Origin of the sequence: Umezawaea endophytica (genome assembly GCF_025061645.1) — a bacterium.
GTDB lineage: Bacteria > Actinomycetota > Actinomycetes > Mycobacteriales > Pseudonocardiaceae > Umezawaea > Umezawaea endophytica.
In genome coordinates this window covers 40,374-53,418 of the sequence record NZ_JANYMP010000010.1, presented here as the reverse complement: position 1 = coordinate 53,418, position 13,045 = coordinate 40,374, and the positions used below count along the sequence as shown (strand labels likewise).

At 73.5% G+C, this 13,045-nt stretch carries 7 protein-coding genes; 2 read left to right on the top strand and 5 right to left on the bottom strand.

Annotation, left to right across the window (positions count from 1 at the left end; all coding sequences use genetic code 11):
- The 4 genes from NZH93_RS21275 to NZH93_RS21260 form a co-directional block, all read right to left on the bottom strand.
- The gene (locus tag NZH93_RS21275; protein WP_259624909.1) at positions 1-666 is read right to left on the bottom strand and encodes a response regulator; all 666 of its coding nucleotides are present in this window, start codon (positions 664-666) and stop codon (positions 1-3) included.
- Entirely contained in the window at positions 663-1,862 is a 1,200-nt protein-coding gene (locus NZH93_RS21270) for a sensor histidine kinase (protein ID WP_259624908.1), read from the bottom strand. Before NZH93_RS21270 ends, NZH93_RS21275 begins: the two co-directional genes overlap by 4 nt.
- Positions 1,863-1,876: 14 nt before the next feature.
- A complete protein-coding gene (locus tag NZH93_RS21265) occupies positions 1,877-2,842 on the bottom strand; it encodes a DUF418 domain-containing protein (protein ID WP_259624907.1) in 966 nt (321 codons plus the stop codon).
- A 79-nt stretch (positions 2,843-2,921) separates the two neighbouring features.
- Positions 2,922-5,696: a TIR domain-containing protein gene (locus NZH93_RS21260; RefSeq protein WP_308214221.1), complete on the bottom strand. Its 2,775-nt coding sequence runs from the start codon at positions 5,694-5,696 to the stop codon at positions 2,922-2,924.
- Between the two features lie 107 nt (positions 5,697-5,803).
- Here NZH93_RS21260 and NZH93_RS21250 point away from each other — a divergent pair, with 107 nt between their 5' ends.
- On the top strand, positions 5,804-6,790 hold the full coding sequence (locus NZH93_RS21250; RefSeq protein ID WP_259624905.1) for a Vgb family protein: 987 nt from the start codon (positions 5,804-5,806) through the stop codon (positions 6,788-6,790).
- Here the strand turns inward: NZH93_RS21250 and NZH93_RS21245 are convergent.
- Positions 6,772-8,907 (bottom strand): family 43 glycosylhydrolase, encoded by a 2,136-nt coding sequence (locus NZH93_RS21245; protein ID WP_259624904.1) that lies wholly within the window; start codon positions 8,905-8,907, stop codon positions 6,772-6,774. The two genes, NZH93_RS21250 and NZH93_RS21245, sit on opposite strands and share 19 nt — an antisense overlap.
- A gap of 204 nt (positions 8,908-9,111) precedes the next feature.
- On the opposite strand from NZH93_RS21245, the gene NZH93_RS21240 reads away from it, so the two are divergent.
- A complete protein-coding gene (locus NZH93_RS21240; protein ID WP_259624903.1) occupies positions 9,112-13,041 on the top strand; it encodes a family 78 glycoside hydrolase catalytic domain in 3,930 nt (1,309 codons plus the stop codon).
- Positions 13,042-13,045: the final 4 nt, after the last annotated feature.

Sequence of the window (13,045 nt, the reverse complement as noted above, 5' to 3'; positions counted from 1 at the left end):
TCAGCGACCTGATCCCGGCCGCACCACACCGCGTTCGTAGGCGAGCACGACCGCCTGCACGCGGTCCCGGCAGCCGAGCTTCGCCAGCAAGTTGCCGACGTGCGTCTTGACCGTGGACGGGCTCAGCACGAGCGCTGCGGCGATCTCGGTGTTGGACAGCCCGCGGGCGACCAGCAGCCACGCCTCGCGCTCGCGCTCGGTGAGGTCCGGCAGCGGGCCGGTCGGACGCGGCGCGGACGTGCGGGCGAACTCGGCGATCAGTCGCCGCGTCACGCCGGGCGCGACCAGGCCGTCCCCCGCCGCCACGACCCGCACCGCCGCGACCAGCTCGTCGGGTTCGACGTCCTTGAGCACGAACCCGCTCGCCCCCGCTCGCAGCGCGGCGAACACGTACTCGTCCAGGTCGAACGTCGTCACCACCAGCACCGCCACCGGATCGGCGACACCGGGCGCGGCCAACCGCGCGGTGGCGGCGATCCCGTCCACGCGGGGCATCCGCACGTCCATCAGCACCACGTCCGGGCGGGTGCGGCGGGCCACGGCCACCGCCTCCTCACCGTCGGCCGCCTCGCCCACGACCTCGATGTCCGGCTCGGACCCCAGCACCACCCGGAACCCGGCCCGCACCACCGCTTGGTCGTCCACCACGACGACCCGGATCGTCACGACGCCCCGGCCGTCACGTCGCTGCCCCGCGGGAAGCGGGCGTCGACCAGCCACCCGCCGTCGGGGGTGGGGCCGACGGTGAGGTCACCCCCGGTGTGCCGGACCCGTTCGCCCATGCCGAGCACCCCGTGCCCGCCGCCCGGACCCGGCCCCGGACGGCCCGCGCCGTTGCGCACCGCCACCCGCACGTGCGCGGCCCGGTACTCGACGTCCACCACGACCGGCGCGCCCCGGGCGTGCTGCCGGGCGTTGGTCAGCGCCTCCTGGACGAGCCGGTAGGCGGCCACACCGGTCGCGGGCGCCACGGTCCGGTCGTCACCCTCCACGGTCAGCGAGACGTCCATGCCGGTGTCGCGGGCGGAGTCGACGAGGTCGGTCACGCGGGCCAGCACGGGCCTGTCCTCCGCGGCCCGCATGATCCCCACCAGCCCGCGCAACGCGATGAGCGTCCGCCTCCCCTGCTCCCGGATGCCGAGCAGCGCCGCCCGCGCGGCCACCGGATCGCGCTCCACCAGGCGATCCGCCGCGCCCGCCTGCACGACGATCGCGGACAGGTCGTGCGCCGCGATGTCGTGCAGCTCGCGGGCGATCCGGACGCGCTCCTCGGCCGCCGCGGCTTCCGCGCGCAGCTCGCGCTCGACCTCCAGGTGCCGCACCTTGGCCGCCAGCTCGGCGGTGTACGCGCGAGTGGTCCGCACGTACAGCCCGACCAGTCCCGGCACGGCGAAGGACCCGACCGAGGCCAGCACGAGGTCCACCGGGTCACTGCCGTCGTTGGCCCAGAACGTGACCACGGTGTGGACCGTGCCGCCCAGCGCCACCGACGCGATCCCGCCCGCCGCGTGCGCGAAAGCCCCGGCCGACAAGGTGATCAGCGTGGTTCGACGCGGCAGCAGGGTGGCGGCGGTGTACGCGCACACCGGCACGCCGATGCCCGTCGGCAGGAACGCGGCGGGCAGCGCCGTCGCCGCCAGCACCACCGCGGTGGCCAGCGCGAGCGCGGTGCGCGGGGCCCTGCGGCGCAGGGCCAGCGTGGCGACGTCCGCCGTGGAGGCCGCGGTCGCGCAGGCGATCACCCACCCCGGCTGCGGGAACACCCCGTCGTTGAGGAGCAGCGCCAACGGCAGCCTCAGCAGTCCCAGCACGGCGAGCACCGCGGCCACGACCGCGTCGCGGCCGGTCTGGGTGAACCTCACCGCCGAACGTCCTCTCAGGAGTGCGTGACCGCGGGCCGTCGGAGCGGGATCGACCGCCAGTAGGTGATCGTGCGCCACACCCACTCCAGCGGACCATAGCCGAACCGGCGCAGCCACCAGTGGCTCCACAACGCCTGCGCCACCAGGATTCCGGCGCCGAGCAGGGCCGCGGTGGCCCAGTCGGCCGAGCCCTCCAGCCCGAGCGCGCGGCCCAGCGGGACGAACAGCAGCGTGGCCGTGAGGTAGTTCGTCAACGCCATCCGCCCCAGCGGCGCGAGCACCGTCGACAGCGCCGGACCGACCGGGGTCCGCAGCAGCGCCAGGAACACCGCGGCGTACGCGCCCGCCACGGACATCGAGAACAGCAGGCCGAACCACCGGTCGACCAGCTCGCCCAGCCCCGCGACCGCCAGCAGGTACGCGACGCCCGCCGTCACCGCGAACCCGACCGCCGCCACCACGAGCGCCCTCGTGCGGTGTTCCAGCGCCCCGACCCGCGCGAGCGCGAACCCGAGCACGAACAACCCCGGCAGCACCCCGAACCCGCCGACCCCGATCAGCACCCCCACCACCGTGAGTACCACCCCCACCACGAGGTTCACCCGTGCGGGCACGAAGCTCAGCGGCAGCAGCACCAGCAGCCCGGTCACCGCGAACGGCAGCAGCACCTCCCCCGGCTGGAGCAGGTGGTGCAGCGCCCCGAACACCGCCAGCGCCAGCAGCCTCCGCACCATCGGCACCCGCCGCGCCGCCGACCGCAGGAACAACCCGAAGCCCACGCCGAACAGCAGGTAGAAGATCGGGTAGAACTTCCCGAGCACGAACAGCCGCAGCCCGTCCGGCACCGCGGACAGGTCGGTGGTCATGGACATCGTCTGTGGGATGTTGATGAACACGATGCCGCACAGGGCGAACCCGCGCAGCGCGTCCAGCGCCTCGATGCGGGAACGGGTGGGGGTGGGTTCCTCGGTCGCCGCCATGCCGCCCATCGTGACCGCGGCCCACCACCGGGCACCTCCCCCGCGATACCCGAATCCGCCTCCTCCTCAGGTACCGGTCTCAGCGGCAGCGCAGGTCGTCCGGCGGCTCCGCGTCCACGAGGGCGCGCCACTCGGTCGGGGTGAGGTCACGTCCTGCCGTCCGGCACGCCGCGAGCACCATCGCCTCGGCGGACAGCGTGCGGGACACCGCCGACCCGAGGTCGAGGCCGTCGCCCTCGGTCACGGTGACCAGGTGGTCCCCGTCGGCCGAGAACCCGACGCCCACGCGGCGGCCGGGCGGGCCCGCGGCGAGGGACGCGACCGGCGTGCCGGTCTCCAGGTCCACCAGCACGACGGTGCCGTCGGCCCGAACGCGCGCGACGAGCGTGCCGTCGGCGTTCGCCACCGGTGGTCGGACGAAGCCGGGGTCACCCGCGATCACCTGGCGGCGCTCGGTGAGCCGGTCGTCCCAGACCTCCAGCTCGCCGGACGTCCGCTGCACCAGCAGCCTGCCGGGGGCGAACTCCAGGAAGCCGACGTCGGTGGCCGCGAGCCGCCCGACCTCCTGGCCCGTCAACGCTTCCCGGACCACGACCGCGTCACCGGCGACCACGGCGACGAGGTCCGGCCCCGCGGCGGCGACCGCGACGTCGGGCGGTTTGGGCGCGGTCGGCGGCTCGGTGACGGCTTGAACGGTGCCCGTGGCCAGGTCGACCACATCGATCCCGCCGTCCTGCTGCACGGCGACCACGTGGGCACCGTCGGAACTCAGCGCGGCGTCCAGCACCTCGGACGAGCGCTCACCGGCAGACACAGCGCGCACGAAGTCCGGCAGGCCCGCGGGCACGGGCGCCGTCGTGCCCCCGGCCGGTGGCACGACCAGGACCGTCACCCGGCGTCCGTCCCGGTCCCACACCGCCGGACCGTAGCGCCCGGAGAAGGTGAGCGCGGGCAGTCTCCCCACGGCGTCCAGCGGGCCGGCGACCCCGGCGACCCCCGCGCCGTCGAACGCCACGAGCCGCGCGCCGTCCGGGGATACGGCGAGCGTCGGCGGACCGCACCCGGAGCACCCGGCCGACACCGGGACCGGTGCGGCGCGCCCGATCCGGTCGGTCTGGTCGAGGTCCCACAGCACGACCCGGCTGCCGGCAGCCGACACGAGCTTCTGTCCACCGGTGCCGAGGAACCGCAGGCCGTCGGTGTTCACGTGGTCGGCGCCGGTGAGCCGAACGGGGTCCTCGGGCACGGCACCGGCCTCCCGCACCCGTGACACGAAGATCGTGGCGTCCTCCGCGACGGCGAGCCGGGTGGCGTCGGCGTTCAGCGTGATGGCCAGGGGCTCGGCGATCGGGGCCCGCGCGGTCCGCGGCGGGGTGTCGTGGTCGGACGGTCGGTCGGCGCCCCAGACGGGGATCGTGCCGGAACCGTTGGTGTAGGTGAGGAATCCGCCGTCCGCCGACACCGCGTGGCCGTGGTTCGAGACGCCGAAACCGATCCGCGACCCGGCGAGCAGCGACCAGTCGGCCACGCTCCTGCGCTCCCACTCGCCGTGCGCGCCGTCCAGGAGGAGCACGTGGTCGTCCGTGGTGACCACGGTGTCCGCCCGCTCGGACAGGCCCCCGTGGTCCGTCCTCGTCAGGTCCTCGGTGAAGAGGCTGGTGAACCGCCGCTCCACCAGTTCGTCGTCGGACCCGGTGATCACGGTGGTGCGACCGGACGGCGACACCGCCACGGCGTCGACGTGGCCCCCGTCCGGCGGGGACACCGACGCCGGTTCCCGCCCGGCGCGGGCGATCAGCGTGGTGGCGCGGTCGGAGGCGGCGACGAGGTCGCCCCGGTCGCTCACCGAGAGGCTCACCGCCGGTGAGGGCAGGCGGAACACCTCCTCCGGCGCGGGGGCCGCGAGCCGCCACCGGAGGACCCGGCCGTCCTGGAGGCCGACCACGACGGCGGTCCCGTCCCCGCTCCCGGCGAGCCGCACGACCGTCGCGTCGAACGGCAGGTAGCGCACCAGCGGTCCGCTCGCGGTGACCGCGCGGAACAGCGCGGCACGGGTCTGCGGGTTCCGGTCGGTGCGGAAGGCCCGCACCGCCACCAGGTTCGCCACGTCGACGTTCGTGGCGAGCTGCTCGTCGGAGGCGGCGGCGAGTTCGCGGGACAGCGCGATCGTCGCCTGTGCCGTGGCCTCGCCACCCCGGACCACGGCCAGCACACCCGCCACGACCGCGATCACGGCGAGCAGGGCCAGTGCGGCGATCCCGCCCCGGCGGGTGCGCCGGGCGCGGCGCAGCTCCCGCTCGTCCTCGCCGTCCAGCGTGCTCTTCGGGACGTCGTACAGCCTGGCGGCGATGGTGCGGGCAACGTCCCGGAACCGGTCCTCGCGGTCCCGGCGGCGGTCGCCCGGCCGGGCCGCGACGGACCCCCAGTTCGGCACGTCCGGGAACCGACCGGCCAGCACCCTGGGCAGCGCGGTCGTGCGGTCCCAGCGGAAGTCGTGCCCGACCTCGTCCCACTCGATGTCGCCCGCGGTGTGCACAATGATCATCGTGTCCGGCCCGTGGTGCTCCAGCCAGTGCTCGACCTCGCGCCGCACCCACGGCGACGCGGCGGCACCGGGCGAGGCCAGCAGGATGAAGTGGTGCGAGCGGCGCAGCGCGTCCTCGATCGTGCCCCACAGGCTGGCGGACATGAGCAGGTCGGTGCGGTCGCGGAAGATCAGCAGCGAACCGCGCCGGTACCACGGGCGGCCGACCCGTCGGATCAGCCGTTGCAGCTTCGGCGCGGAGTCCTCCTCGTCGGCGCTGTGGCTGTAGGACAGGAAGGCGTCGAAGTTCCGCTCGTCTCCCACCGGCACCCGGATCCGTTCTCGGCGTCTGCTGGTTCCGTCGTCCCGGACCGTGATCGCGTTACGCCGTAACGAAGTCGTGGGACGGCCCGACTCCCGGTAGCAGGGAGGCCGTCGTGGTCCGAGCGTCGATCGTGCTGGTGGTGGGAGCGCTGCTGATCGGCTGCACCACCGGTACCGGCCCCTCCCCCGCGCCCACGGCGGACCGTCCCACGGCGGTGCGGCTGCCGGAGGGCGCGTTCCCCCGGTTCCTCACGGTGTCCGCGGACGGCGTGGTGTGGTGCGTCGAGAACTCCGGCGAGTCGATCGCCCGCCTCGACCGGAACGGCGACCTCGACCACTTCCGCGTCCCCGGTGAGTCCAACGGCCTGGCGGACGTGACCACCGATCCCGGCGGGGCGGCGTGGTTCACCGGTCTGCTGCTGGTCGGCCGGATCTCCCCCGACGGCGACCTCGGCGGCTGGCGCGACGAGAAGGGCGGACCTCGGGTCGGACTGCCCAACGCGCTGACCGCGGGCCCCGACGGAGCGATCTGGTACACCAACGAGAAAACCCCTCCCGCGATCAGCCGGATCACCGCGGCGGGCACGATCACCGACCACGAGATCCCGACCACCGACGGACTCCTGGACCTGCCCGGCATCACCGCCGGCCCGGATCACGCCCTCTGGTTCACCGAGAACTCCACGGCCCCCGGAGCGGCGCAGGCCGTCGGCCGCATGGCGGTCGACGGCGCGTACACGCGGTTTCCCCTGTCCGGCAGTGGTTCCGGGCCCCACCGCATCACGACCGGGCCGGACGGCGCCCTCTGGTTCACCCTGCTCTCCGGCGCGATCGGCCGGATCGCCGTCGACGGCGCGCTCTCGGAGTTCCCGCTGCCCGGCGGCGGCAGGCCGTTCGACATCACCGCCGGGTACGACGGCGCGCTGTGGTTCTCCACCGACCGGCCCGCCATCGGCCGGATCACGACGAACGGCGAGATCACCCTGCACCCGGTCGAGGGCGCGAAGCGCCTCACCGGCATCGGCGCGGCGCCCGACGGCGCGCTCTGGGTCGCCGACGGCGAAGCCGACGCGCTCTGGCGCTACACCCCCGCGAGGTAGCAGGCCTTGACGACACCGGGGATCGGGTCGGTGCCGAACGCGGCGTTGGTGCAGCTCACCGGCCCTGTCACCCACCTCGTGACGAACGCGCCCCTCGCGCCGTAGGCGACGGTCCTGGCAGACGCGGGCGCGCAGGTGCCGTTCTCCGGCGCGCACGCCGTCCAGCCCGGCGGACCGCCCTCCGGGGCCCGGTGGCACGCCTTGACGACGCCGAAGGCCGGGTCGCCGCCGAACGCGGCGTTGGTGCACGCCGTCCGCCCGTCGCGCACCAGCCTGTGCGCGAACAAGCCGCCCGCGCCGTAGGCGACGACCGCGGGCCCGTCGACCGCGCAGGTCCCGTCCTCGGCGGCGCAGAACGTGGAGCCCGCCGGACCGCCCGCCGGGGCGACGTGGCACGACTTGAGCGTCCCGACCAGCGGGTCGCCGCCGAACGCCGCGATCCGGCAGTCGACGCCGTCGGTCGCGACGACGGAGCGGTAGGACGTGCCCGCGCCGTAGTGGACGACGCGGGTCCCGGCGAACGAGCACCGCTCGCCCTCGCCCGCGCACCGGGTGGAGCCTGCCGGCGGACCGGGTGGTGTGAAGAGCGGGATCGCGCTGACGTCGGTGGTGAACTTGAGGTCCCGCCCCGGTTCGGCGGTGAACGTCCGGCCGCCGTCGGTGCTGTAGGACTCGACCCCGGACGGGTAGGGGTCGGCGTCGCCGTACTCCCAGCCGTAGCAGCCGGTGGTCGTCGTGGAGCGCAGCCGCAGCAGGTACTGGTGGCCCGCGACCACGGCGATCCCCGGCCGCGCGGTCAGGGCGTTCGGCGCCCAGGGCACGGCGCCGACGGGGAACTCGTTGCGGCTCAACGTGGTCCCGGTGGCCGTGTCGACGACCTCCAGCACGACGGGCGCGTTCGGGGTGCCGTTCCGGAAGGTGGTGATCGAGGCGGCGCTGAGCGTCCCGGTGCGCGAGGGCGTGAAACCCTGCTGCCGCACCACGGTCCCGGCGACGTCGCAGTGGTGCCGGAACCCGTCGAAGCCGCTGCGCTGGTCCAGGTCGGGTGGACTCCGGTAGGCGCCGGGGCTTCCGGGCAGGGACAGGGTGAAGCGGGGGACGCACTCGATGGTTCGCAGCGTCCCGGCGGCGTCGAACGACAGCGGGCCGAGGAAGAAGTTGGCCAGGGACTCGTTGGGAGCGCGGTCGTTCCAGCGGTCGGACAGGAAGTAGTAGCCGGTCGACCCGTCGGCGGCGACGAGCGGGAACGCCGCCAGCGGCTGCCCGCCGCAGTTGTCGGCGTTGACGATCCTGGCCCGCCACCGCGGTTCCGGGCGTCCGCTCTGGTGCACGCCGTTCGGGTCGTACCAGGCGCCCGACCACGGGCCGAGCATCGAGGTCGCGGTCATCTCCCCGGTGGCGCCGGAGCAGTACGCGCACGACGGGTCCGACATCAGCGCGTGGTAGACGCCGCCGCGCTTGACGACGGTGAACGCCTCCACGTCGCCGAGGCCGAGGCGGACGTGCTGCCCGGTGGTGGAGAGGTAGTCGGGGGTGAGCCGCTCCACCACCATGTCGGCGGTCAGCCCCGCCTCGACCTGCGTGGTGTTGTGGATCAGGTAGCCGGTGCCGTCGTCGTCGACGAACAGCGACTCGTCGACCGCGCCGCCGACCGCGAGCGCCGGATCCGGCGCGGGGGTGAAGATCCCGGTGGGCGTGGGGCTGGTGGCGACCAGGTAGCGCCCGCCCGCGTCGGCCCACATCACGTACCGGCCGGTGGCGGCGTTGTGGATCACGTGCGGCCGGAAGCAGTACCCGCAGGCGCCGGGCGCGGTGACGTAGCCGCGGTCAGTCCAGTGCACCAGGTCCGGCGAGCTGTAGACCTTGAACCCGCAGAAGTCGCCGTTCTCCCGGTAGCGGTACCCGCAGGCGTAGCTGGTGCCGTACAGGTAGAACACGTCGCCGACCTGGAGCAGGGAGCCGTCGTGCGCGTCGAGCGCGTTGCCGTCGACGTCGAACCGGCTGATCTGGCCACCGGACGCGTCGGAGTTGACGATGGTCGACGTCGTGGCGGCCCGCGAGACGGGGCTGACCACGGCGCACAGGAGCAGCACGAGGATGGGCACCAGGCGTTTCACCGATGGCCTCCTCGCCTCAGCATGAAACGTTTCAGAAACGTAGGACCGGACCACCTCCGCCGTCAACGCCGCCATTCGGACCATGAGTCCAGGTCCTCTGGCCGAACTTGGCCAGTTGCCCCGCTGGCCCCTTGCCTACCGGCGAGGACGGAGGTAAAAACCACGTTTAATTCTTGAAACGTTTCACAGCCTCGGGAGACCTCCATGGACCGGTTCCGAAGCACAGCCCGGCTGGCACGCCGGATCACGCTGATCGCCGTGGCGCTCGTCGCGGCGACGGTCCCGGCCCCGGCGTCGGCCGACTCCCGAGGTGGCGCGTTGGCGCCGACCTCGTTGCGCGCCAACGGCCAGGCGGCGGACGTCCTGGTCGGCGGCGCCCCACTGGCGCTGGCCTGGGCGGTCAACGACTCCGGCCGGTCGGAGGCCCAGACGGCGTACGAGATCGCCGTCGACGGTCCGCGCGGCCACTGGAGTTCCGGCCGGGTGCCGTCGTCGAACTCCGTCGACGTCGCCTACACCGGTCCCCCGCTCGTGAGCGACCGCACCTACACGTGGTCCGTGCGCACCTGGAACAGCCGGGGCTCGCGGTCCCCGTGGTCGGCGCCCGCGCGGTTCGACACCGGCCTGCTCGCCCCGTCCGACTGGTCGGCGTGGTGGACGCAGGTCGAGGACGGTTCCCTGGTGCGGGGCGACTTCGACGTGACCAAGCAGGTCGCCAGGGCCCGCCTGTACTTCGGCGCGCAGGGCATCGTCGAACCCCACCTGAACGGCGTCCGCGTCGAGCCGGACCAGGTGCTCGACTCGTCCGTCACGGACTACGCGGCCCGCGTGCTCTACCGCGAGCTGGACGTGACGAGCCTGGTGAGAACGGGCCGCAACACGCTGGCGTTCCTGGCGGACCGCGGCCAGTTCGCGAGCAGGCCGGTGTTCGTCGCCCAGCTCACGACGACCTACACCGACGGCTCGACGGCGACCTTCGGCACCAACCCGGACTGGAAGACCCACGCGGGACCGGTGGTGGGCACCGACTTCTACTACGGCGAGACCTACGACGCCCGCCAGGAGGTCGCGGGCTGGGACGCGGTCGGCCTCGACTCGAGCACCTGGTCGGCGGTCCGCACCGTGGCCCCGGCGTCGCACCGGCAGAGCCTCGCGCAGGGCAAGCCCGTCACCGCGCTGGACACGATCACCTGCTGCGGCTGGTCCCCCGCCGCCGCGACCGACGGCGTCGACGGGTCGTCCGACACGTCCGAGGGCTACCACTCGGCCCTCGACCCGAACCCGGACACCACCAAGTGGGTCCAGGCGGACCTGGGCTCCTCCCAGCGGATCCGCTCCGTGTCGCTGTTCCCCGCGCGGCCGACCAACGACACGGCGGGCGACATCGTCGGGGCCGGGTTCCCGGTGCGCTACCGGGTCCAGGTCGGCGACGACCCGTCGTTCGCCACCTCCACCACGGTCGCCGACCGGACCGGCGCCGACCAGCCCAACCCCGGCACCGGGCACGTCGACCTGCCCGCCGACGTCACCGGCCGGTACGTCCGGGTGACCGCCACGAAGCTCTCCTGCACCGGCGCGGGCTGTTCGCTGCGGCTGGCCGAGATCGGCGTCCACGGCGAGAAGCCCACGATCGTCCACAGCGGACTCACGAGGCTGGAGGCCGACTCCACCCCACCGGTCCGGGTCGTCGGCACGACGGCACCCGTTCGGGAGACCCGTCCCGCACCGGGGGTCCGGGTGTACGACTTCGGCCAGAACCGCACCGGCCAGGTGACGCTGACCGCGTCGCAGCCGGCGGGCACGACGGCTGCGGTGAAGAAGGGCGAGATCCTCGACCCGGACGGCCGCGTCACCACCGCGAACATCAGCTTCGGGCCGGGTGAGCCGCCCCGGCAGACCGACCGCTACACGTTCAAGGGCACCGGTTCCGAGACCTACGCGCCGCACTTCAACTACGCCGGGTTCCGCTACGCCGAGCTGACCGGCCTGCCGGACGACGCCTCGGTGTCCGTGACCGCGCAGGAGATCCACAACGACGTGCCGACCACCGGCTCGTTCAGCACGTCCGACCCGCTGCTGAACCGGATCCAGGGCGCGGTGGCGCAGACCCAGCTCAACAACCTCGTGTCGATGCCGCTCGACTGCCCCACCAGGGAGAAGCACGGCTGGCTCGGTGACGCGGGCGACACCGACCAGGAGGCGATGAGCAACTTCGACATGCAGTCCTTCTACGCCAAGTGGCTCGGTGACGTCGCCACGAGCGCCTACGCCGACGGCAGCATCCCCTCGGTGGCGCCGATCAACGGCGACAACGGGTGGCGGCCCGACCCCGCGTGGGCGACGGCGTACCCGCAGATCATCTGGAACTCCTACACCCAGTACGGGAACAAGGAGGTCCTCACCACCCACTACGCGAAGGTCAAGGCGTGGGTGGACTACCTGGCCACGATCAGCGACGCCGACCACGTGGTCGTCAACGCGCCGATGACGTGGGGCGACGACTGGGTCTCGATCGTCAGCACGCCGCACCAGTACTTCCACACCGGTTTCTACTACCTCGACGCGACGCTGCTGGCGAAGATGGCCGCGGCCACGGGGAACACCGCCGACGCCCAGCGGTACGGCGCGCTCGCGAAGGAGGTCCTGGCGGGCTTCACCAAGCGCTTCCTCGACACGGGCACCGGGGTGTACGCGACCGGCACGCAGCTCTCGTACGCCCTGCCGCTCGCGTTCGACATGGTCCCGCAGGACCGGGTGAAGTCCACTCTGGACAAGCTCGTGGCGGACATCGCGGCTCGGGGCGACCACCTCACGACCGGCTTCGTCGGTACCGAACTGGTGTTCCAGGCCCTCGGCAAGCACGACCGGAGCGACGTCGCGCTGGCCGTCGCGCAGCGCACCGACTACCCCAGCTTCGGCTACATGCTGGAGAACGGGCCGGGAACCATCTGGGAGAAGTGGGACAACTCGTCCGCGCCGGACGGCACCTCGTCGAAGGACCACATCGGGATGGGCGGCGCGGTGGGCCAGTGGTTCTACCAACACCTCGCGGGCATCCAGCCGTCCGACGGCGCCGCGTACAGCTCCTTCACGCTCGCGCCCAGCGTCGTCGGGAACCTGACCCGCGCGTCCGCCGAGCAGAAGACGGTGCGCGGCACCATCAAGAGCTCGTGGGAGCGCACCGGCAGCACGCTCACCTACCGCGCCACGGTTCCCGTCGGCAGCAAGGCGACCATCCGCCTGCCGCTGCTGGGCGGCCGGAAGTCGACGGTCCGCGAGGGCAACCGCACCATCTTCACCGCGGGCCACCCGGTGCAGCGCGTGCCCGGCCTGCGCACCGGGGCCGTCGACGACGAGGCGCTCACCCTGACCGCGGGCTCCGGCGAATACACCTTCACCGTCACCCCGCCGCGCACGCCGTTCACCACCACGTCCGTCACCGCGGGTGGCACGAACCCCATCACCTCCGGTGGCGCGGGCGACGTCCCGGTCGCCGTCCGGGGTCGGTCCACTGTGGACGGCAAGGTCGCCGTGACCGCCGAGGTGCCCGCGGGCTGGACCGCGACCACGGCGAACGTCGCCCTCACCCCGGCCACGTCGTCCACCACCACCGCTGTCCGGGTCACCGTGCCCGCCGGGGCCAAGAGCGGCCTCTACCCGGTCACCGTGACGGCCAAGGCCCCGAACTCCCCGCCGACGCGGACCACCGTCACCCTCGCGGTGTTCGGGTCGTGGCAGGCGGGCGTCACGGCGGCGGGCTCCACCGAGCACGCGCCCAACACCGTCAACGGCGCCGTGCGCACCTACGTGGCGGCGAACGCCGTCGACCGCGACCCGGCGACGTTCTGGAACGACGACACGGCCGACGCCTACCCCGACTCGCTGACCGTCACGGCCCCCGCGCCGACCCCCCTCACCGGTACCGGGCTCGTGTCGCACCAGGACGGTGTCGTCACCGACTTCACCGTCGAGACCTGGGACGGCGCGAACTGGGCAGTGCGGGCGGAGGTCAGGGGCAACACCGAGGTGAACCGCTGGATCCCGTTCGCCTCGCCGGTGACGACCACGCGGGTGCGCGTGACCGTCACCGGCGCCCGCAACGCCCACAGCCGGATCGCGGAGCTGACGCCGTGAGCCC